Raw genomic sequence first — 22,224 nt, 5'->3', positions numbered from 1 at the left:
AGATTTTTTCGTAGATCGGATTAGCGTTAGCGACATCCGACAACTTTGCCGTAAACGGATTACTTCGCTTTTGCCAGATACTGCGCCATCTCCGCTTCTGGCACCATGCCACCGCCCGTCGCCCAAACGATATGCGTGGCGTTTTGTAGCTGTTCAGCGGTGAAACCGTGCATCTGATGGTAAGCCGTATCCGCACTGATGTGCAGCGGGCCAGGCATTCCTGCTAATGCTGAAGGCTCAAGGCGAATATTCTCTTCATCTGCAAGCCAGCCGAGCAGCGTATACATCGTCTGATCTTCAAGAGTATAGAAACCGTCGAGCAAGCGCTGCATCGCACGCCCGACAAAACCGGATGCACGCCCCACCGCCAGGCCATCTGCGGCAGTAACATTATCAATGCCTAAATCCTGCACGGAAATTGTGTCATGCAGGCCGGTGTAAACGCCCAGCAGCATGCATGGCGAGTGAGTCGGCTCGGCGAAAATGCAGTGAACGTGATCGCCGAACGCCATTTTCAGACCAAATGCTACACCGCCAGGGCCGCCGCCTACACCGCATGGCAGATAAACAAACAGCGGATGCTGTTCATTCGCAACGCGTCCGATCTGCGCGAACTGGTCTTTCAGGCGCTGCCCGGCAACAGAATAGCCGAGGAATAATGTGCGCGAGTTTTCGTCGTCGATAAAGAAACAATTCGGGTCGGATTCAGCGGCTTTACGACCTTGTTCAACGGCGACACCGTAATCTTCTTCGTACTCCACAACCGTCACGCCGTGGCTGCGCAATTTGGCTTTCTTCCAGGCGCGGGCGTCGGCAGACATATGCACGGTGACGTTAAAACCAATGCGCGCGCTCATTATTCCGATGGATAACCCCAGGTTGCCGGTTGAACCCACGGCAATGCTGTATTTGCTGAAAAATTCTTTAAATTCAGCCGTCAATAGCTTGCTGTAATCGTCTTCGGTGGTCAGCAACCCGGCTGCAATCGCCAGTTTTTCGGCGTGAGTCAGAACTTCATAAATCCCGCCACGCGCTTTGATCGAACCTGAAATCGGCAGATGACTGTCTTTTTTGAGCCACATCTGGCCGCCAATCACCTGCTTAAACTCTTTCTCCAGGCGCTTTTGCATCGCCGGAATCGCCACCAATTCTGATTCGATAATCCCGTTGGTGGCGGCTGTTTCTGGAAACGCCTGCGCCAGATAAGGTGCGAAACGCGTCAGACGGGCGTGTGCATCCTGAACATCTTCAGCCGTCAGGCCGACATGCGGCAAGCCTTCGGCAAGCGTGGTGGTTTGCGGGTTAAACCAGCGTGTTTCTTGCAGCGCAACTAAATCGCGAACCAGGGGAAACTGTTGAATCAATGTGTTTATTTCAGCGTTTTTCATAAGACAATCTCTTTGCGCTTAAATGATAAAGGAAAGCAGGAACGTTGCGCCCAGTGCCAACACAGAGGCGATAAAAGTCGCCGTTGTATAGTATTTGAATGTTTCGTTGAGTGTCGCGCCGCAATACTGTTTCACCAGCCAGAACAGCGAATCAGTCACGATGGTGCAACCAATCGCGCCGGCACCGATAGCAATGGTGATAATCTCCGGGCTAACGTTGGGATAAAGCGGCAGCATCGGGGCGACAATCGCGGTAGCTCCCATCATGGCGACCGTTGCCGAGCCGACAGCCGCATGCAGAATTAGCGCGACCAGCCAGGCCAGCAAAATCGGGTGCATATGCAAATTCGACAGCAATACCGCCAGTGAATCAGCCAGGCCACTGGTTTTCAGAATCGCGTTAAACGCACCACCCGCACCGATAATCAGCAAAATATTGGCGATAGAAGCAAAGCCATTTTCGGTATGCGTCAGGAGTTTGCTCATCCCGATATGCTGGCGTATCCCAAGCACGTAATAGGCGACAAACACCGCAATAAACATGGCGGTAATCGGGTTGCCGATAAACTCCAGCAGCGTATACAACGTACCGCTTTTTGCCATATTCAGCTCGGCGATGGTTTTTACCAGCATCAGGCCAATCGGCAGCAATATCGTAAACAGCGTTGCGCCCAACGAAGGGAGTGTTTCTTCGTTACGAACTTTCAGGTCGGAAAATTCAGCGGGCACCGCTTTAAACGGCAGGCGATTGCCGACGATTTTCAGGAACAGCGGCCCGCCGACTAACGATGCGGTTAAACCGACCAGCAAACCGTACACAATCACCGTGCCGACATCCGCGCCCAATTTGTTGGTGACAAACATGGCTGCCGGATGTGGTGGAACCACGCAATGCACTGCCATTAACGCTGTGCACAATGGAATAGCCAGTTTTAGCAAAGAGGTATTGGTCTTTTTGGCGATAGAAAACGCCAGTGGAATCAGGAGCACCACACCCACTTCTACAAATAACGTGATGCCGCAAATCAGCCCGACCAACACCATGATCACGTCAGCCGATAACCATCGGCAGCGCTGGAGCGCGAGGCCAATGCGTTCCGCGCCGCCTGACACTTCCATCATTTTGCCCAGAATCGTACCCAGGCCAATCACTGCCGCGAGGAACCCGAGAGTGCTGCCGATGCCGCTTTCAATAGCATTCACCATATCCAGCGGGCTCATGCCCATCATGGTGCCGACAAAGAAACTGGCCAGCAGCAAAGCGAGGAAAGGGTGAAACTTCAGTTTTACGATGGTTAAAACAATTAAAATGATGCTACTCAGTAGCGTGCCCACAACCCAAATCTGAGATTCCATACCTCACCTCGTTCTGCGATTTATCTGCCGCTATTGGATAAAAATTGCGCCAGGCTGACAAACGATATAAATGGCATTTCACATGAGCTGAATTGAGGCAAAAGAGTGATTCAGGTCGAAAATAGGGGGGTAATTTGATTTTGGTTCGATTTTTCACATCTTAAAATGAGTTTTATGGCGGATCTTTTTACAATACGGCGATAAATAATTCATGCAGAGAGCACTATGGATCCGTTACGTGAAGTCAGAAACCGTCTGCTTAACGGCTGGCAGCTATCAAAACTCTATACTTTTGAAGTGGCTGCCCGACACCAGTCATTCGCACTGGCGGCTGAAGAACTTTCGTTAAGTTCCAGTGCGGTCAGTCACCGTATAAACCAGCTTGAGCAGGAGTTAGGGATTCAGCTGTTTGTGCGTTCGCACCGCAAAGTTGAACTGACTCATGAAGGGAAACGTGTTTTCTGGGCGTTGAAATCATCGCTCGATACGCTAAACCAGGAGATTCTGGATATCAAAAACCAGGAGCTTTCGGGCCTGCTGACGATTTATTCGCGCCCTTCCATTGCTCAGTGCTGGCTGGTTCCGCTGCTGGGGGATTTTACCCGGCGCTATCCTTCGATTTCCCTGACTATTCTGACCGGCAACGACAACGTGAATTTGCAGCGCGCTGGTGTTGACCTGGCACTCTACTTTGACGACGCACCCTCTTCGCAGTTATCCCACCATTTCCTGATGGACGAAGCCATTTTGCCCGTGTGCAGCCCAGAATATGCACAACGTTTTGAATTGCACAATAAGCCTGCGCACCTGCGAAATTGCACGTTGTTGCATGACCGCCAGGCATGGAGCAATGACTCCGGCACTGACGAATGGCACAGTTGGGCGCAACATTTTTCCGTTGATTTACCACCTTCTTCTGGCATTGGTTTTGACCGCTCAGATTTAGCGGTGATCGCCGCTGTGAACCAGGTGGGCGTGGCAATGGGGCGAAAAAGGCTGGTGCAAAAACGTATCGACAAGGGCGAGCTGGTGGCCCCATTTGGAGACATGACCCTGAAATGCCATCAGCATTACTACGCCACCACACTTCCTGGGCGGCAGTGGCCTAAAATTGAAGCGTTTATTCAGTGGATGCAGTCACAAGTTTGATTTTGTTGTTGCCGCGCTCCGTCAAATTATGTATTTTTATGCAAATTAAATGCATAAATAATTCATCAGGAGCGTCACATGTTAAGGATGTTTGCCAAGTCAGTTCTTTTAGCCGGGTGCATGGTTTCCACCGTTCTCACTTCCGCCTACGCCGCGCAGCAGACTTATGTGGTCGGCTCTGGCGGCACTTACCGTCCATTTGAATTTGAAAACAGTCAGAAGCAGCTGGAAGGCTTCGATATCGACATCATCAAGGCCATCGCGAAAGCGGAAGGCTTTGATATCAAACTGGTTAACACGCCGTGGGAAGGTATTTTCGCCACCCTGAATTCTGGCGATCGCGACATTATTATTTCCGGCATCACCATCACCGACAAGCGTAAAGCGATGGTCGATTTCTCCGCGCCTTACTTCCCGGCAGAGCAATCCATCGTGGTGCCGAATGACTCGAAAGTGGATTCTGTTAACGCGCTCAAAGGTAAGAAAGTTGGCGTGGTGAACTCCAGTGCGGGTGACACCGTGGTTTCCGACACGCTGGGTAAAAACAGCACCGACATCAAACGTTTTGATAACACGCCATTGATGCTGCAAGAGCTGGCTGAAGACGGTATCGACGCGGCTGTTGGTGACGTTGGCGTGGTGAAGTACTACATCAAATCTCACCCGGAAAAAGCGCTGAAAGCCGTTAAAGACGACAAATTTGAACGCCAGTATTTCGGTATCGCGGTCGCAAAAGATAACCAGGAGCTGTTGGGCAAAATTAACTCCGGCCTGAAGAAAATCGTTGCCGATGGGACTTACGCAAAAATCTATTCCACGTGGTTTGATAGCAACGTTCCAACCCTCCCCGCTGAATAATTTCGTATGACTTGGGGCCGTTTCGGCCCCAACAAGGACAGGTATGACCGGATTTCGCTGGGAGATAATCTCAGAATACGCGCCGTTATTTATGCAAGGCGCGATCATGACCATCAAGTGCACCATCATCTGCGTTATTTTAGGCACCACCTGGGGCTTGTTGCTTGGGCTAGGCCGCATGGCGCACGCCGAAGATGGCCCGTGGAAACACGTGCTGCGTTACGCCGTGCAGTGGCCAGTGCGCGTTTATGTGAGCGCTTTCCGTGGCACGCCATTGTTTGTGCAAATCATGGTGGTGCACTTCGCGCTGGTGCCGCTGTTTATCAACCCACGTGACGGCATGTTAGTGACCAGCGGACTGATGTCGGTGGATTTCGCCCGCATGCTGCGCTCGGAATACGGCGCGTTTCTTTCGTGCGTGGTGGCGATTACGCTGAACGCGGGAGCTTACGTTTCGGAAATTTTCCGCGCCGGTATTCAGTCAATCGACAAAGGTCAGATGGAAGCGTCACGTGCGCTGGGAATGGGCTGGGGAAAAACGATGCGCAAAGTGATTTTGCCGCAGGCGTTCCGCCGCATCCTGCCGCCGTTGGGCAATAATGCTATCGCCATCGTGAAAGATTCTTCACTGGCTTCAGCGATTGGTCTGGCCGATCTGGCTTATGCAGCGCGTACTGTTTCTGGCGCTTATGCGACTTATTGGGAACCGTACCTGACAATTTCATTAGTTTATTGGGTGCTGACGTTCCTGCTTTCGCTGATGGTGCAACACATGGAAAAGAGGTTTGGCAAAAGTGATTCACGTTAAAGACTTGCAGAAACAGTTTGGCAAAACCCATGTGCTGCGCGGCATTTCATGTGATATCGCGCCGCAAGAAGTGGTGTGCGTCATTGGTCCGTCCGGTTCCGGGAAAAGTACTTTCCTGCGTTGTCTGAACGCGCTGGAAAAACCAGACGGCGGTGAAGTCGTGGTCAACGGTTACGCGGTTCATGACCCGAAAACCAACCTGAATACGCTGCGTTCTGGCGTCGGCATGGTATTCCAGCGTTTTAATCTGTTCCCGCATATGACGGTGCTGGAAAACCTGACAATGGCGCCGATCTCGCTTAAAGGTTTGTCGAAAGCCGAAGCCGTGTCACGTGCCGAAAAGCTGCTACAAAAGGTTGGATTGATAGACAAGATTGACGCCTGGCCGTCGAGCCTTTCCGGTGGGCAACAGCAGCGTGTGGCGATTGCGCGTGCACTGGCAATGGAGCCGTCGATCATTTTGTTTGATGAGCCAACTTCAGCACTCGACCCTGAACTGGTGGGCGAAGTGCTGGCGGTCATGAAACAGCTGGCGCTGGAAGGGATGACGATGGTTATCGTCACCCACGAAATGGGCTTTGCCCGTGAGGTTGCCGACCGCGTGGTGTTTATCGATCAGGGCGTGATTCAGGAGCAGGGGCCGCCGTCGCAACTGTTCAGCAACCCGACCAACCCGCGCACCAAAGAGTTCTTGAGTAAGGTGCTTTAATTTCGGGCATGGGGAAACTTACACCGTTTCCCCATGCTGCTGAAAACGATGCGCCAGCGGCAACCAGCAGAACAGAATCATCACGCCCATTGCGGTCATTAACATGCCGAGGCTGAATTGCCCGGTTTGTGGCAGCAACGCTGAAAACCACGCCATTGCGCCTGATCCAATATTTTGCAGCCCGCCCACAAGCGCCCCCGCGGTGCCTGCCAGGAACGGAAATGGCTCCATTGCACCGCTGGTCGCCAGCGGGAATAACATCCCTGCGCCGAAGAAGAACAGCGCGGCTGGCACCAACAGCGTCCAGATATTCATCACGCCCAGCCAGCCTGGGATCCACATCAGGATGCCAGCAAACAGGCAGCTTAAAACCGCCTGCCACATCAGCGATGAAAAACGCGCGTTTTGCCGCCCGGCATACCAGGAGCCAAAAAAGGCAGCAGGAATCGGCAGAATGAACAGAATACTCACCACCAAGCCGTTAAGCCCCAAAACACCGCCCATCAACACGCCAGAGCAGGCTTCAAATACCGCAACACCGGCAAGACCACCGACCAGCATCAGCAAATAACAATTAAATGAACCGCTGCCGAGCAGCGTTTTATAGCTCGCCATCAGCCGTTGCGGTTTTTCCTGAACTGGGCGCGTTTCCGGCAGCCAGCGCAGCATGCAGAACGCCACAATCATGCACAGCACCAGCAGGAAACCGTAGCAAGCGCGCCACCCCCACACGGAGTCAAGCATTCCGCCAATCACCGGAGCCATGAGTGGGCTAACCAGAATCCCCATATTCAACAAACTGTTAGCCGAGCGAAGCGATGCACCTTCGTAAAGGTCACGTGGCATGGTCCGCGCCATCACGCCCGCAACGCCCGTCCCCATTCCCTGCAGCGCACTGGCAATCACTAACGCGGTTAAATTTGTTGTAAACAGCGCCCACAGGGTGGCGAGGATGAAAATGCTCATGCCGGTAAGAATGACCGGGCGTCGGCCAATACGGTCTGAAATTGGCCCATAGACAAGTTGTGATAAGCCATAGGTCAGCAAATAAGCCGCCATCACCTGCTGGATTGCGCCGCTGCGCACGCCAAAATCGCGAGCCATATCGGGAATTGAGGGGATATAAATGGTTTGCGTCATTTGTCCGACAGCAACCAACAGGATCAACATCATCAGAAGGTGAATATTGGCTAACTTTTTCATTTTCTCAGGTGTTATTTGGGGTGTAGATGCTAATTGTCAGTTTATAAAACTGACTGCGCCAAAAAATCGAGAGGAATCTACCACACAAAGACCATGAAACCCTATGGACTGACACCTTTTGAACCAGAGATAAAATGGCAGCCTGTAAAGCCTCAACGGCAATTTTTGTTGCCAGCGAAACGGCTGCGGAAATTTATAAAAGGGAGGCGGTTTCCCGCCTCCCTTTGGTGCGACTTGAAGGCCAGGAATTACTTAAAGTATTTCATGGCGACCTCAAGCAGTTGCAGTAACGCAACCATGAGTTTCAGAAACAAAATAGCCAGTCCCATCAAGCCCATACGCTTTTTCTCCTGTAGTCAGGAGCACTTTCAGCCGACGAGCCTTTCCGCTGCCTGTAGCCAACTGAATTTGTTGAGGTTACTAGATGCGCTCCTCTGAGGTTAAGGCACTGACGGCACCACCCGTTTCAGCCAGGACTTGAATTGCGCGGCGGTTTGCGGCCTCAGAGCACATCACATTCAACACATTCAGTATATCTATTTTACTGTATAAATAAACAGTAAAGAGGTGAAAATGCGAACAGCTTCGCAAGTGACGTTTTTATTGATTGCTCACAATAGCAGCAAGTATTTGCACCGCCGAAGGTTTCGTCGTATATTTTGGAGGTTGAAGTTACTAGATGTGCGAAGCAGTAAAAGCACTAGCAGTAAAAACAAAAGACCTCGCCTCACCAGCGGGGTTTTTTGTTTTTATAAGATATGAAATTTACTTAGTTATAAAACCCTTGCGGAACGGACTGCCCGAAGCCATCGCCGCTGTCGGTGCTGTTATCACGTCGCCCGCGGGCTTCGAGTCTGTCAGCGCGCATTTGTTCGCTTATCTCTCTGCGCTGCTCCGTCGTTAAATTCTCACGGCCATAATAGTGATCCGGATATTGCGAGCGCATGATTAATGCCTCGTTGGTCTCGGTCGGGCTAAGGGTTTTATGCCCGTCATAGCCTGATGTATCAGTCGATGAGCAACCAATAATGGCGAGCGGGATAAGCAATATCAAAGCGTATTTATAAGCCATATCTCTTCCTGAACCAGCACAGAACAACGAGGTGGATTCATCATTATTACCTATCAAGGTATCAGTGTGTAACCGGAATGACAGATATTGCGTAGCGTATCACGGAGAGTCGAGCGGGGTTCACCCCGGCAAAAGCCGGAGTGAGAGGGGGATGTTTCGATTAAGACAGCGGGCTAAGCGTAATTTCTACGCGGCGGTTCTGCGCTTTGCCTTCAGCTGTGCTGTTACTGGCGATTGGATTTGCCGGGCCAGCCCCTGTGGTACGCACACGGTTTGCGGCCACGCCTTGCGTGATAAGCGCGCTACCCACGCCATCTGCACGTTGCTGTGAGAGCTTCATATTCAGCTCCTGGCTGCCGGTGCTGTCGGTGTAACCCACAACGTTAACCGCAGTTTTTGGATATTCTTTCAGTACCATTGCCACGCCGGTTAAAGTATTTGCACCAGCTGGTTTCAGCGTCGCGCTGCTGCTATCAAAGGTCACATTATTTGGCATGTTCAGCACGATGTTGTCGCCATTACGCGTCACACTTACGCCTGTTCCTTGCATTTTGTCGCGAAGTTTAGCTTCCTGCACATCCATGTAGTAACCCACGCCACCACCTAAAGCTGCACCCGCAGCGGCACCAATCAGTGCGCCTTTGCCGCGATCTTTCTTGGATGAGGAAAGTACGCCTACGCCTGCCCCAACCAGCGAGCCGATGCCTGCTCCAATACCTGATTTCCCTGCTTCACGTTCGCCGGTGTAAGGGTTGGTCGTACAACCAGAAACTGCTAACGTGCCGCAAACAATGGCGGCAATCATCATGACGCGTTTTTTCATCTCATTTCCTTTGTGAATTTAATAACTCAACCGCATGATCGGCGGCGGTTGATTATGCAGTGTGAATGTGTAGAAATTTCTATAGAGTCGTCTGAATTTGTAAACTAAATATTGAGTGGCCATCAGGCCGCCACCTGCCCACTACCTGCAACAAGGGGAGCCTGAATTGGCTAATACACTCTCATCAAACAAGAAAATCCTGACCGCCGCCCATTGGGGGCCGATGCTCGTCGAAACTGACGGAGAGCGCGTGCTCGCATCCATCGGCGCACTGGAAACCGGCCACGAAAACTCATTGCAAAGCGCCGTTCCGGATCAGGTCCACAGCAAAGCCCGTGTGCAATTTCCCATGGCGCGAAAAGGTTTTCTTGCCTCGCCTGATGCCCCACAAGGTGTGCGTGGCGACGATGAATATGTGCGGATTAGCTGGGATGAGGCGCTGCACCTGATTCACCAGCAGCACCAACGTATTCGTGCCACTTATGGCGCAGCGTCTATTTTTGCGGGTTCTTACGGCTGGCGATCCAATGGCGTGTTCCATAAAGCGGCGACGCTATTGCAGCGCTATATGAGTCTTGCAGGTGGCTACACCGGGCATCTGGGGGACTATTCAACGGGCGCTGCGCAGGTAATCATGCCATATGTGGTTGGCTCCAATGAAGTTTATCAGCAGCAAACCAGTTGGCCGTTAGTGCTTGAACATAGCGACGTGGTGGTGCTCTGGAGCGCTAATCCGCTCAACACGTTGAAGATTGCGTGGAACGCCAGTGACGAACAAGGCGTGAAGTTTTTCGAGCAACTGAAAAACAGCGGCAAAACGGTGATCGCCATTGACCCGATGCGCTCGGAAACGGTGGATTTCTTTGGCGAAAATGCGCAATGGATTGCCCCGAATATGGGGACTGATGTGGCGCTGATGCTGGGTATCGCGCATACGCTGGTGAGACACGGCTGGCACGATACACAATTCCTGGCGCGTTGCACGCATGGCTACGACAAATTCGCTGCTTATCTGATGGGCGAATCAGACGGCCAACCGAAAACAGCAAGCTGGGCGGCAGAAATTTGCGGCGTGCCTGCGAAAACTATCGAATATCTGGCGCAGTTGTTTAGCGAAAACCGCACCATGCTGATGTCCGGCTGGGGCATGCAGCGCCAGCAATACGGTGAGCAAAAACACTGGATGCTGGTGACGCTCGCGGCGATGCTTGGGCAGATTGGCACGCCTGGCGGCGGTTTTGGCCTGTCCTATCATTTTGCGAATGGCGGCAATCCAACGCGGCGCGCGGCGGTGTTAGGGTCTTTGCAGGGGACCGTGGCAAATGGAGCCGATGCCGTAGAAAAAATCCCGGTGGCGCGAATAGTAGAAGCGCTGGAAAACCCCGGTGGTGAGTATCAGCACAACGGGCAACAGAAAATCTTCCCGGATATCCGCATGTTGTGGTGGGCTGGCGGCGGTAATTTCACCCATCACCAGGATACAAACCGCCTGATAAAAGCCTGGCAGAAACCGGAACTGGTGGTGATTTCCGAATGCTTCTGGACGGCGGCGGCAAAGCACGCCGATATTGTTCTACCGATCACCACATCGTTTGAACGCAATGATTTAACGATGACCGGCGATTACAGCAATCAGCATCTGGTGCCGATGAAGCAGGTCGTTGCCCCGCAGGGTGAAGCGCGTAATGATTTCGACGTTTTTGCGGCACTTAGCGCATTGTGGGAAGAGGGCGGCGAGGCGCGTTTCACTGAAAGTAAAACCGAGCTGCAATGGCTGGAAGAGTGCTATGAAATCGCCCGCAAACGCGGTGCGGCGCAGCAGGTGGAATTACCGGACTTTAAAACGTTCTGGGAAAGTAACCAGCTGATAGAAATGCCGGAAAGTGAAAAGAATGCCGGTTTTATTCGTTTTGCTGATTTCACGCGCGATCCGCAGGCGCATCCATTAAAAACGCCGAGCGGGAAAATCGAAATTTATTCTGAACGAATCGCCAGTTTTGGTTACGCCGATTGCCCGCCGCATCCGACCTGGCTTGCTCCGGACGAATGGCAAGGCAATGCTGAAGCAGGCCAGCTTCAACTGCTTTCTTCTCACCCGGCGCACCGTCTGCATAGCCAGCTTAACTACGCAGCGTTGCGTGACAAATACGCCATCGCCGGGCGTGAGCCGTTAACGCTGCATCCGCAAGATGCCGCGGCGCGTGGTATTGCTGATGGCGATTTGGTGCGGGTCTGGAATGCCCGAGGGCAGGTGTTGGTGGGGGCGCTGGTGACGGACGGCATTAAACCTGGCGTCGTCTGTATACACGAAGGTGCCTGGCCGGATTTAGATGACCGGAAGCTATGTAAGAACGGAGCGGTTAACGTGCTGACGTTGGATATTCCGACGTCGCGGCTGGCAAATGGCTGTGCGGCGAACTCCTCGCTGGTATGGGCCGAAAAATATCTCGGCCCGGTGCCGGAGGTTACTGCGTTTTCTCCTCCTGCCAGCTCATAATCCACGTCGGGTGGCGCGTTTCATTTTGCCAGGCGCTTTCTTCAATGCGAAAGCCCTGGCGATGGTAAAAATGCACCGCCCGCTGATTCTTCTGGTAAACCTCGAGGCTCAGTGAGGGGTAAATCTCTTTGACGTGTTCCATCAACGACTGACCCATTCCCTTGCCAATAAAAGGTTCGCTGACAAACAGCGCGCCGATAAACAGCGAATCCAGCACGCTAATAAATCCCACCATTTTGTCCTGATGCTGATAAACCCAGGTTTCAGATTGCGGGATATATACGTTGCGCACGATGGACTCACTTTCGTGCCAGTAGTTTTCGCTGATAAAGGGATGAGCCTGAATAGTGCTGGCAAGCCAGATTTCAATCAGTTCATCCATTTCATCTGGCTGTAAGCGGCGAATCATTTGAGATTATCAGGATGGCAGAAGCACGTGGTGACATGATCGTTAACCAATCCGCAAGCCTGCATAAACGAGTAGCAAATCGTCGAGCCGACAAATTTGAAACCGCGTTTTTTCAGCGCTTTTGACAGCGCGTCGGAAGCGGGGGTCATGGCTGGAATTTCACCCAGCGTTGCGGCTTTCGTCACTTGCGTCTGATTATCGACAAATGACCAGACGAACTCCGGGAATTTCTCGCCGTTGGCTTCCATCGCAAGGTACGCTTTTGCGTTATTGATGATGGCTTCAATTTTCCCTCGATGGCGAATAATTCCCGCGTCTTGTACTAATACATCGACATCTTCCGGTTGCAGTAATGCCACGGCCTGCGGGTCGAAATTCTTAAAGCACCGACGGTAGTTTTCACGCTTTTTCAACACGGTAATCCAGGATAAACCGGCCTGTTGCCCTTCAAGGCAAATCATCTCGAAAAGATGTTGACCGTCAGTCACCGGCACGCCCCATTCCTTATCGTGGTACGCAATATAGAGCGGGTCCTGGGATACCCATCCACAACGCAACATATGTATCTCCTTTGATGAAATTTCTCGTGCCAACTTGACGTGCCAGATAAAGAGACAATAGTTAATTCAGGGCTATCCGCAAGCCCGCCAAAAACACAAAAAAATATCGCCGGATTTGGCTCTTTCCTGGAGTCGCTTTAATGAATAAAAACTTTAAACGCAGTGGTCGCCGTGTCACTTTCTCCACGGTGCTGGTTTTGTGTTGCCTGCCCTATGCTACGAATGTATTTGCCTGGCAACAAGAGTATGTCGCCGAAGAAACTTCAGGCGAAGCGCAGGATCGTTATACCTGGGACAGTAATCACCAACCAAGTTATAACGATATTCTCGCAGAAAGGATTAATTCTTCATTTACCTCCCAAAACCAGGAGGGGCTAATGCTCGTTTCTGGTAACGACAGTGTTAACGCTGATAGCTCACATTTGGGTATCGGCTGGAATATCTCTTTGCCTGGAAAAATAACTACCGGGCCGACGGCAAAATATCGTTGGGATGGCTCGTCTACCGGGATTTATAACGAATATGGCGACTCCGCCGTTGCCGCGCAATTTACCGATCAACTCTGGCATGCCAGCGTTTCTACTGTGGGCTGGCGGGTAGATTCATCGGTGGGTTATCTGCGCCCGTGGGCACAGCTCAGTTACAACCACCAATATGGTGAAAATCAGTGGAAAGCGCAGTCCGGGATGCGATCTAACGTTGCAAACGGACAGGATGCGAGCTGGATGGATGTGACCGTGGGGGCGGATATGCCGATTGGTAAAAATATGGCAGCGTTTGCTTCTATGTCACAAGCGGAAGGTTTAGCCACCGGCGAAGCCTATATTTATAATGTGGGTGTGAGTGCCCGTTTCTGATCATTAATTTAACCTTGAACCTGTATATTTAACATCTAATGCTCAATGTTTACGGGCGTCAGGTTGATAGTAATCACTAACAAAACGGCTTGTTCAATCCCCGTCCAGGTCATTCATACCCTCTCAGATGCATTTCATTCCGGCTTGAGTGCAACTCATGCCTTTTTCTCCTGGAATAAAATGCACTTCGTTACTCTTGGCAGCAGAAGATTTCTCTTAAATTTTGCGGACATCTGCCATGAATAATGCCTCTTACAACCGTACTCGCTGGTTAACTCTGATCGGCACCATCATTACCCAGTTTGCCCTGGGTTCCGTTTATACCTGGAGCCTGTTTAACAGCGCGCTTTCGCAAAAACTGGATGAGCCAATCAGCCAGGTCGCGTTCTCCTTCGGTTTATTAAGCCTGGGTCTGGCGATTTCCTCCTCTGTTGCGGGCAAATTGCAGGAACGCTTTGGTGTACGCAAAGTCACCATGGCGGCGGGTGTGTTGCTGGGTGTCGGTTTCTTCCTTACCGCTCACTCCAATAACTTGTTGATGCTGTGGCTCAGCGCGGGTGTGCTGGTCGGCCTGGCCGATGGCGCGGGTTATCTGCTGACCCTTTCCAACTGCGTGAAATGGTTTCCGGAACGTAAAGGTCTGATTTCTGCATTTGCCATTGGTTCTTACGGTCTCGGCAGCCTGGGCTTCAAATATATCGACAGCCATTTGCTGGCAACCGTCGGCCTGGAAAGTACCTTCATGATTTGGGGTGGTCTGGCGATGGTGATGATTCTGCTGGGTTCCATGCTGATGAAAGATGCGCCATTGCAGGAAGTGAAATCCGCAAACGGTGTAGCTGAAAAGGACTACACCCTGGCAGAATCTATGCGTAAACCGCAGTACTGGATGCTGGCAGTAATGTTCCTGACCGCCTGCATGAGTGGCCTGTATGTGATTGGTGTGGCGAAAGATATTGCGCAAGGCATGGTGCATTTAAACGCTGAGTCTGCAGCGAATGCGGTGACGGTTATCGCGATTGCTAACCTGAGCGGCCGCCTGGTGCTGGGTATTCTGTCCGACAAAATTGCCCGTATCCGTGTTATCACCATCGGCCAGGTTATTTCTTTAGTGGGTATGGCAGCGCTGTTGTTCGCCCCACTTACCGAAGCGACTTTCTTTGCAGCGATTGCTTGTGTGGCATTTAACTTCGGCGGCACCATCACCGTTTACCCTTCACTGGTAAGTGAGTTCTTTGGTCTGAATAACCTGACTAAAAACTACGGTGTGATTTACTTAGGCTTCGGTATCGGCAGCATTTGCGGTTCGATTATCGCGTCTATCTTCGGCGGTTTCTATGTGACCTTCTGCGTCATCTTCGCCCTGCTGATTTTGTCTCTGGCGATTTCCACTACCATCCGCCAGCCAGCGCGAGAAGTTTTGCAGAAAGTCCACGCTCACGCTTGATAGCGAGTCATTAATGCCGCAAACCATGCCGCCGGGACGTTATACGGCGGCATCATTAATTGTGAAATACCCTGCTCAATAATGTTCTCGGCCTGACCTCTCAGGAACTCATTTCCCCGTTGTAATCCCGCCAACTGAATCCGTTTCTCGATTAAATAGACACGCGCAAAATGCGGGTCGTAGCGCAAAATCTCACGGGTATTATCAATGATGTCAGCGAGCTTAATGGTTTGCGCTTCACCGCTTGCATTTGCGGTGTGCAGGAAATGGGCGCGCTTGCGATTCATGCGGTTGGTGCCGGGGAGTTGTTCCGGGTTGGTGACCATGGCGACAAGCGCCGCGACGTCGGGGCCAAAGTGCTCTTCAATATCAATTATCGTGGTGCCGGTGTCTTCCACCGTATCGTGTAGCCAGGCGGCAGCGAGAACCTCTTCAACAGGGCAAACTCCCCTGACCAGCTCAACCACGGCGGCTGGATGGACAATATATGGTTCAAGCGTATATTTGCGGCGCTGATCGCAAGCCGCATGTGCCTTTGTTGCATACCGACGGGCGCGTTCTTCCAACGATTGCATGTTTTTCCCTCAGCATTAACAACATTATTTAATATGCTTATAACATCGTTGCGGCGTATTCAGCCGTTCGGCTTCAAGTTGTGTAAACAACGGGCCAGATCACGCTTTTTGCCGATACTTTTGACCTTCCCTATGTTCTACTAATCCGCGCTAAATCGGCTAAGAATCGTCCTGATTCAGACACTATTTTTTATTGCTCAGAATTTTCCAGGTAATGTGTAGTCTGAGTGATGCTTATAACTTTTTCTTTTTGCGCTTTATTTTCGGACACCCTGCATGAACTACGTTAAAACGATGTCGCAGCAGAAGCTCAGTTTTCTGTTAGCGGTATACATCGGACTGTTTTTGAACCTTTCAGTTTTTTACCACCGTTTTGAGGGATTCGTTCAGAACTTTAGTGGCCTGTCAGGCGTTTATATGGTGGCGGAAGTCGTGGCTTGTGTATTGGTCACTTTCTTTTTATTCCGCATGCTATCTCTGTTTGGGCGCACCGCCTGGCGCATATTATCGACGTTAGTGGTGCTGTGTTCTGTCGCCGCAAGCTACTACATGACGTTACTCAATGTGGTCATCGGCTACGGGATTATTGCCTCGGTGATGACTACCGATATCGACCTTTCGAAAGAGATTGTCGGCTATCAGTTCGTATTATGGCTCATTCTGATAAGCGCCGTGCCGTTGGTACTTATCTGGACTAACGCCGCACGCGATACGCTTCTTAAGCAGCTCAAAACCCCTGGCCAGCGCTTTAAAAATGTCGCCATTGTGCTGCTCGCCGGGCTAATGGTGTGGGCGCCGCTCAATTTACTGGGCAAACAACAAAAGAACTCAGAAAGGCGCACGACCGTAGATATGCCAAGCTATGGCGGTGTGGTGGCCAACTCCTATTTACCCTCTAACTGGGTTTCAGCGTTAGGGTTGTATGCCTGGGCGCAAGCCGATGAGTCCACCGATAATCGCTCTTTAATGAACCCGGTAAAACAGTTCACTTATGTTGCGCCAAAAGAGCTGGATGATACCTACGTGGTGTTTGTGATTGGCGAAACCACTCGCTGGGATCACATGGGGATTTTAGGCTACGGGCGAGATACAACGCCGAAATTGGCTAAAGAGAAAAACCTGGTCGCATTCAGAGGCGAATCTTGTGATACCGCCACAAAGCTTTCGCTGCGCTGCATGTTTGTGCGTGAAGGTGGGGCGGAAGATAACCCGCAGCGTACCTTAAAAGAGCAAAACGTTTTTGCCGTGCTCAAACAGTTGGGCTTCTCATCAAACCTTTTTGCGATGCAAAGTGAAGTGTGGTTTTACGGCAACACGATGGCAGATAACTTCTCATACCGTGAGCAAATTGCTGCCGAGCCGCGTAACAGTGGCAAACAAGTCGATGACATGCTGCTGATGGAGGAGATGAAGCTTTCCGTTGATCAGCATCCCAAAGGCAAGCATTTGATTATCCTGCATACCAAAGGCTCGCACTTCTCGTATGTGCAACGTTATCCGCGTAGCTATGCGAAGTGGACGCCAGAGTGTGTCAGCATTGCTAACGAGTGCAGCAAAGAGCAGTTGATTAACGCCTACGATAATACGGTGCTGTATACCGACTCCGTGCTTGAACGTGTGATTGACCAGTTGCGCGACAAGCGGGCAATTATTTTCTATGCCGCTGACCACGGTGAGTCCATTGATGAGCACAAACATCTGCACGGTACGCCGCGTAAAATGGCACCGCCGGAGCAGTTCCGTGTGCCGCTGTTAGTTTGGGCGTCTGATAAATACCTGGAAAACCCAGACCGCGCGCGCGAGTTTGCCCACATGCAAGAACAGGCAAAAATGAAAGTGCCGCATCGCCACGTGGAACTGTATGACACCATTATGGGTTGCCTGGGCTATACCTCACCAGATGGCGGTATTAACCAGAATAACAACTGGTGCCATGTGCCAAAGACGGCCGCGAAGTAACCATTTCGCTACAAATGCTGGATTTTAAAACAAACGGACGTGATTTTTACTTTCAGGGATTGACGGCTAAAACGGTGCGCAGTACTATGCGCTCCGCATTCGGCGAGTAGCGCAGCTTGGTAGCGCAACTGGTTTGGGACCAGTGGGTCGGAGGTTCGAATCCTCTCTCGCCGACCAAATTTAGAAAAGGCCAACCTTCGGGTTGGCCTTTTTGCATCTTGAGTTTATGAACGTGTAGGCCGGATAAGCGCCAGCGTCATCCGGCAAATTAGTTGATGTCGAATACCGTAATCTTGCCAAAATATCCGCTTCATCGCGCAACGCCTGCCTTTATATTATTTTGTGACACATTCCATCGTATTTTGTTATGGAAAATAGCGGACTAATACCCCGTTGCTTATGTTTCAGACCAGCATGATTCGCTGTGAGAGACTTAGATCACAAAATGAATCGTTCAGATAATCAGCATATGACAAGAAATTTTTCAAAAATCGCGCAACCGATTACCGCTATCGGTTGCAAATTAAGCAGTGTAATATTCTGGTAACAACCCCGTAGCATAAATTTCCCTGCTGGAAATGGTACGGCAGGCTTTTTTTAAACTTTGTTCGCCAATTCTCACCTCGGTTGTAAATCCCCGTTACCTATATTGACGTTTAACTCATCTATTGACAGATTGTAGGGCGTGAGGGGCAATTTATGGACAGTCCGCACTATCACACAGCTAGTCTGACGAAAGGAATCCCTGGCCTCACTTCCGCCTCCGGGCACACCGAACGGACCGCACACAAATAACAAAGGTCTAACGGAAAAAACAACACATCTCACAATGGAGCAGAAGAATGAGTCTTTCCTTGAAGAAGTCAGGGATGCTGAAGTTTGGTCTGAGCCTGGTGGCACTGACCGTAGCAGCAAGCGTTCAGGCAAAAACACTGGTTTATTGCTCAGAAGGTTCCCCAGAAGGTTTTAACCCGCAGCTGTTCACCTCTGGTACCACGTACGATGCCAGCTCAGTGCCAATCTATAACCGTCTTGTTGAATTCAAAACGGGCACCACTGAAATCATTCCAGGCCTGGCTGAAAAGTGGGAAGTGAGCGAAGACGGTAAAACGTATACCTTCCACCTGCGTCAGGGCGTGAAGTGGCAGGATAATAAAGATTTCAAACCAACACGCGATCTGAATGCTGATGACGTCGTGTTCTCGTTCGATCGTCAGAAAAATGCAAACAACCCGTACCACAAAGTTTCTGGCGGCAGCTACGAATACTTTGAAGGCATGGGCTTGCCTGACCTGATCACCGAAATTAAGAAAGTGGACGATAAAACCGTTCAGTTCGTACTGGCGCGTCCAGAAGCACCATTCCTGGCAGACCTCGCGATGGACTTCGCCTCTATTCTGTCCAAAGAATATGCAGACAATATGATGAAAGCCGGTACGCCGGAAAAAACTGACCTGAACCCAATCGGTACCGGTCCGTTCCAGCTGCTGCAATACCAGAAAGACTCCCGCATTCTCTACAAAGCGTTCCCGGGTTACTGGGGCACCAAGCCGCAGATCGACCGCCTGGTCTTCTCCATCACCCCTGATGCGTCCGTGCGTTACGCTAAATTGCAGAAAAACGAGTGCCAGGTTATGCCGTATCCAAACCCGGCTGACATCGCTCGCATGAAGCAAGACAAGAACATCAACTTGATGGAACAGGCTGGCCTGAACGTGGGTTACTTGTCCTTCAACACCGAGAAGAAACCGTTTGATGACGTGAAAGTGCGTCAGGCGCTGACTTACGCGGTGAACAAAGAAGCGATTATCAAAGCGGTTTATCAGGGCGCAGGCACTGCGGCTAAAAACCTAATCCCACCAACCATGTGGGGCTACAACGATGACGTGAAGGATTACACCTACGATCCTGAGAAAGCAAAAGCGCTGCTGAAAGAATCCGGCCACGCTGACGGCTTCACCGTTGACCTGTGGGCAATGCCAGTACAACGTCCGTACAACCCGAACGCTCGCCGCATGGCTGAGATGATTCAGGCTGACTGGGCGAAAGTCGGCGTGACCGCCAAAATCGTCACCTACGAGTGGGGCGAGTATCTGAAGCGCGCCAAAGCGGGCGAGCACCAGGCGGTCATGATGGGCTGGACTGGCGACAATGGGGATCCGGACAACTTCTTCGCTACCCTGTTCAGCTGTGCTGCGGCGAAAGACGGTTCTAACTACTCTCGCTGGTGCTACAAGCCGTTTGAAGACCTGATTCAACCTGCGCGTGCGACTGACGATCACAACAAACGTATCGAGCTGTACAAACAAGCTCAGGTAGTGATGCATGACCAGGCTCCGGCGCTGATCGTTGCTCACTCCACGGTATACGAGCCAGTACGCAAAGAAGTGAAAGGTTACGTGGTTGACCCATTGGGCAAACACCACTTCGAGAACGTGTCAGTAGAATAATTTTCTGACTTTAAGCCCGCCCTCATCCCGACCTTCTCCCCCAGGAGAAGGCGTAAAATCCCCTCTCCCTCAGGGAGAGGGCCAGGGTGAGGGCGGTGTCTTTTGATATGTGAGCAATACAGACGAAGAGTCACCAGGCTCTTGGTCACTACAGAGAATACGGGTTATGTTGCAGTTCATCCTCCGACGTCTGGGATTAGTCATCCCCACGTTTATCGGTATTACCCTTCTTACCTTCGCTTTCGTACACATGATTCCCGGTGACCCGGTGATGATTATGGTGGGCGAGCGCGGTATCTCTCCTGAACGTCATGCTCAGTTGTTGGCCGAACTTGGCCTCGACAAGCCATTGTGGCAGCAATACCTCCATTACATTTGGGGTGTGATGCACGGCGACCTGGGCATTTCGTTAAAAAGTCGTCTCCCGGTCTGGGACGAGTTCGTGCCGCGCTTTAAAGCGACCATGGAACTTGGCGTTTGCGCGATGATGTTCGCCGTTGCCGTGGGCATTCCGGTTGGCGTTTTGGCTGCGGTTAAACGCGGTTCTGTGTTCGACCACACTGCGGTAGGCCTCGCGCTGACCGGCTACTCCATGCCTATTTTCTGGTGGGGTATGATGTTAATCATGCTGGTTTCCGTCTACTGGAACCTCACCCCCGTCTCAGGGCGTGTCAGCGATACGGTATTCCTCGACGACACCTTGCCGCTCACCGGCTTCATGCTGATAGACACTGCGATATGGGGCGAGCCGGGCGACTTCATTGATGCGATGGCGCACATGGTGCTGCCAGCCGTGGTGCTCGGCACGATTCCGTTGGCGGTTATCGTGCGTATGACCCGCTCGTCCATGCTCGAAGTGCTCGGCGAAGATTACATCCGTACCGCTCGCGCTAAAGGTTTGACCCGCATGCGCGTTATCGTGGTTCATGCTCTGCGCAACGCCATGTTGCCTGTCGTCACCGTTATCGGCCTGCAGGTCGGTACGTTGCTGGCGGGTGCGATTCTGACGGAAACCATCTTCTCCTGGCCGGGCCTTGGCCGCTGGTTGATTGATGCATTGCAACGTCGTGACTACCCGGTAGTACAGGGCGGCGTATTGTTGGTCGCGACGATGATTATCCTCGTGAACCTGATCGTCGACTTACTGTACGGCGTGGTGAACCCGCGTATACGCCATAAGAAATAAGGGGCCATCATGACGCAAGTAACTGAAAACAAAATGGTAGCGGCGCCAGTTCCAATGACGCCATTCCAGGAATTCTGGCACTACTTTAAACGTAACAAAGGGGCGGTCGTCGGCCTGGTGTATGTCACCGCCATGATTTTGATCGCTATTTTCGCTAACGTTCTCGCGCCGCACGGCCCGGCAGAACAGTTCCGTGATTCACTGCTGAACCCGCCAGTGTGGCAAGAAGGCGGAAGCTGGCAGTTTATCCTCGGCACTGATGACGTTGGCCGCGACATCATGGCTCGCCTGATGTATGGCGCACGTTTGTCGCTGCTGGTCGGCTGCCTGGTGGTGGTGCTGTCGCTGGTCATGGGCGTGATTCTCGGCCTGGTTGCGGGCTACTTCGGCGGCCTTATCGACAACATCATCATGCGCGTTGTCGATATCATGCTGGCCCTGCCAAGCCTGCTGTTAGCGCTGGTACTGGTGGCCATTTTTGGCCCGTCGATAGTCAACGCTTCGTTGGCGCTTACCTTCGTAGCACTTCCGCACTATGTGCGACTGACGCGCGGTGCGGTGCTGGTGGAAGTGCATCGTGATTATGTGACGGCCTCTCGCGTGGCGGGGGCAAGCCCGATGCGCCAGATGTTCATCAACATTCTGCCAAACTGTCTCGCACCGCTTATCGTGCAGGCTTCTCTTGGCTTCTCTAACGCCATTCTCGATATGGCCGCTCTCGGCTTCCTCGGCATGGGTGCACAACCGCCAACACCGGAATGGGGCACCATGCTCTCCGATGTGTTGCAGTTCGCCCAAAGTGCCTGGTGGGTGGTCACCTTCCCTGGTGTCGCCATCCTGCTGACGGTGCTGGCATTTAACCTGATGGGTGACGGGCTGCGTGACGCGCTCGATCCTAAACTCAAGCAGTAAAGGGCT

20 protein-coding genes and 1 tRNA gene are annotated in these 22,224 nt (G+C 51.8%); 12 read left to right on the top strand and 9 right to left on the bottom strand.

Annotated features, from left to right (window positions below; translation table 11 throughout):
* Positions 1-59: 59 nt before the first annotated feature.
* Both dsdA and dsdX read right to left on the bottom strand, forming a co-directional pair.
* Positions 60-1,388: a D-serine ammonia-lyase gene (dsdA, locus tag AC0IWZ_RS20915; protein ID WP_471678548.1), complete on the bottom strand. Its 1,329-nt coding sequence runs from the start codon at positions 1,386-1,388 to the stop codon at positions 60-62.
* Between the two features lie 18 nt (positions 1,389-1,406).
* Positions 1,407-2,744, bottom strand: coding sequence for a D-serine transporter DsdX (gene dsdX, locus AC0IWZ_RS20910; RefSeq protein WP_471678549.1), 1,338 nt, complete (start codon positions 2,742-2,744; stop codon positions 1,407-1,409).
* 225 nt (positions 2,745-2,969) lie between these two features.
* Between dsdX and dsdC the strand changes: the two genes are divergently transcribed.
* The 4 genes from dsdC to AC0IWZ_RS20890 all read left to right on the top strand — a co-directional run bounded on the left by dsdC (position 2,970) and on the right by AC0IWZ_RS20890 (position 6,268).
* On the top strand, positions 2,970-3,893 hold the full coding sequence (dsdC, locus tag AC0IWZ_RS20905; protein WP_115626835.1) for a DNA-binding transcriptional regulator DsdC: 924 nt from the start codon (positions 2,970-2,972) through the stop codon (positions 3,891-3,893).
* Between the two features lie 120 nt (positions 3,894-4,013).
* Complete coding sequence (locus AC0IWZ_RS20900; protein ID WP_370511342.1) at positions 4,014-4,751, top strand: basic amino acid ABC transporter substrate-binding protein; 738 nt, start codon at positions 4,014-4,016, stop codon at positions 4,749-4,751.
* Positions 4,752-4,794: 43 nt separating this feature from the next.
* Entirely contained in the window at positions 4,795-5,559 is a 765-nt protein-coding gene (locus tag AC0IWZ_RS20895; RefSeq protein ID WP_034499738.1) for an amino acid ABC transporter permease, read from the top strand.
* Positions 5,546-6,268 carry an amino acid ABC transporter ATP-binding protein gene (locus AC0IWZ_RS20890; protein ID WP_034499910.1) on the top strand — a complete coding sequence of 241 codons (723 nt, stop codon included), beginning with the start codon at positions 5,546-5,548 and terminating at the stop codon, positions 6,266-6,268. The genes AC0IWZ_RS20895 and AC0IWZ_RS20890 overlap by 14 nt, the downstream gene beginning before the upstream one ends.
* An 18-nt stretch (positions 6,269-6,286) precedes the next feature.
* Here AC0IWZ_RS20890 and emrD read toward each other — a convergent pair whose 3' ends face one another.
* The 4 genes from emrD to AC0IWZ_RS20870 form a co-directional block, all read right to left on the bottom strand.
* Positions 6,287-7,471 carry a multidrug efflux MFS transporter EmrD gene (gene emrD, locus AC0IWZ_RS20885; RefSeq protein WP_034499735.1) on the bottom strand — a complete coding sequence of 395 codons (1,185 nt, stop codon included), beginning with the start codon at positions 7,469-7,471 and terminating at the stop codon, positions 6,287-6,289.
* 248 nt (positions 7,472-7,719) lie between these two features.
* Positions 7,720-7,800, bottom strand: coding sequence for a hypothetical protein (locus AC0IWZ_RS20880; protein ID WP_471680528.1), 81 nt, complete (start codon positions 7,798-7,800; stop codon positions 7,720-7,722).
* Between the two features lie 440 nt (positions 7,801-8,240).
* A complete protein-coding gene (locus tag AC0IWZ_RS20875) occupies positions 8,241-8,543 on the bottom strand; it encodes a hypothetical protein (protein ID WP_115626839.1) in 303 nt (100 codons plus the stop codon).
* A gap of 160 nt (positions 8,544-8,703) precedes the next feature.
* Positions 8,704-9,366: an OmpA family lipoprotein gene (locus AC0IWZ_RS20870; RefSeq protein WP_034499724.1), complete on the bottom strand. Its 663-nt coding sequence runs from the start codon at positions 9,364-9,366 to the stop codon at positions 8,704-8,706.
* Between the two features lie 166 nt (positions 9,367-9,532).
* On the opposite strand from AC0IWZ_RS20870, the gene AC0IWZ_RS20865 reads away from it, so the two are divergent.
* Positions 9,533-11,863, top strand: coding sequence for a molybdopterin guanine dinucleotide-containing S/N-oxide reductase (locus tag AC0IWZ_RS20865; RefSeq protein ID WP_471678550.1), 2,331 nt, complete (start codon positions 9,533-9,535; stop codon positions 11,861-11,863).
* Here the strand turns inward: AC0IWZ_RS20865 and AC0IWZ_RS20860 are convergent.
* Together AC0IWZ_RS20860 and tag are read right to left on the bottom strand one after the other, a co-directional pair.
* Positions 11,832-12,272, bottom strand: a complete 441-nt coding sequence (locus tag AC0IWZ_RS20860; RefSeq protein WP_034499719.1) for an N-acetyltransferase — start codon at positions 12,270-12,272, stop codon at positions 11,832-11,834. The two genes, AC0IWZ_RS20865 and AC0IWZ_RS20860, sit on opposite strands and share 32 nt — an antisense overlap.
* Positions 12,269-12,832, bottom strand: a complete 564-nt coding sequence (gene tag / locus AC0IWZ_RS20855; RefSeq protein ID WP_034499717.1) for a DNA-3-methyladenine glycosylase I — start codon at positions 12,830-12,832, stop codon at positions 12,269-12,271. The genes AC0IWZ_RS20860 and tag overlap by 4 nt, the downstream gene beginning before the upstream one ends.
* Positions 12,833-12,972: 140 nt before the next feature.
* Between tag and AC0IWZ_RS20850 the strand changes: the two genes are divergently transcribed.
* Both AC0IWZ_RS20850 and AC0IWZ_RS20845 read left to right on the top strand, forming a co-directional pair.
* Positions 12,973-13,689, top strand: a complete 717-nt coding sequence (locus AC0IWZ_RS20850; RefSeq protein ID WP_034499715.1) for an autotransporter domain-containing protein — start codon at positions 12,973-12,975, stop codon at positions 13,687-13,689.
* A gap of 238 nt (positions 13,690-13,927) precedes the next feature.
* Entirely contained in the window at positions 13,928-15,136 is a 1,209-nt protein-coding gene (locus AC0IWZ_RS20845) for an L-lactate MFS transporter (protein ID WP_471678551.1), read from the top strand.
* On the opposite strand, the gene AC0IWZ_RS20840 is transcribed toward AC0IWZ_RS20845, so the two are convergent.
* Positions 15,127-15,711 (bottom strand): HD domain-containing protein, encoded by a 585-nt coding sequence (locus AC0IWZ_RS20840; RefSeq protein WP_034499706.1) that lies wholly within the window; start codon positions 15,709-15,711, stop codon positions 15,127-15,129. The two genes, AC0IWZ_RS20845 and AC0IWZ_RS20840, sit on opposite strands and share 10 nt — an antisense overlap.
* A 276-nt stretch (positions 15,712-15,987) precedes the next feature.
* On the opposite strand from AC0IWZ_RS20840, the gene eptB reads away from it, so the two are divergent.
* The 5 genes from eptB (at position 15,988) to dppC (ending at position 22,218) form a co-directional block, all read left to right on the top strand.
* On the top strand, positions 15,988-17,670 hold the full coding sequence (gene eptB / locus AC0IWZ_RS20835) for a kdo(2)-lipid A phosphoethanolamine 7''-transferase (RefSeq protein WP_471678552.1): 1,683 nt from the start codon (positions 15,988-15,990) through the stop codon (positions 17,668-17,670).
* Positions 17,671-17,770: 100 nt separating this feature from the next.
* Positions 17,771-17,847, top strand: a tRNA-Pro gene (locus AC0IWZ_RS20830).
* Positions 17,848-18,512: 665 nt separating this feature from the next.
* Positions 18,513-20,120, top strand: coding sequence for a dipeptide ABC transporter periplasmic-binding protein DppA (gene dppA / locus AC0IWZ_RS20825; RefSeq protein WP_034499701.1), 1,608 nt, complete (start codon positions 18,513-18,515; stop codon positions 20,118-20,120).
* 166 nt (positions 20,121-20,286) lie between these two features.
* On the top strand, positions 20,287-21,306 hold the full coding sequence (dppB, locus tag AC0IWZ_RS20820) for a dipeptide ABC transporter permease DppB (RefSeq protein ID WP_034499688.1): 1,020 nt from the start codon (positions 20,287-20,289) through the stop codon (positions 21,304-21,306).
* 9 nt (positions 21,307-21,315) lie between these two features.
* On the top strand, positions 21,316-22,218 hold the full coding sequence (gene dppC, locus AC0IWZ_RS20815) for a dipeptide ABC transporter permease DppC (RefSeq protein WP_034499686.1): 903 nt from the start codon (positions 21,316-21,318) through the stop codon (positions 22,216-22,218).
* Positions 22,219-22,224: the final 6 nt, after the last annotated feature.

The organism is Buttiauxella sp. AC142, from assembly GCF_979253435.1.
The sequence above is the reverse complement of the archived record's forward strand: the minus strand, read 5'-3'. Positions and strand labels throughout refer to the sequence as shown.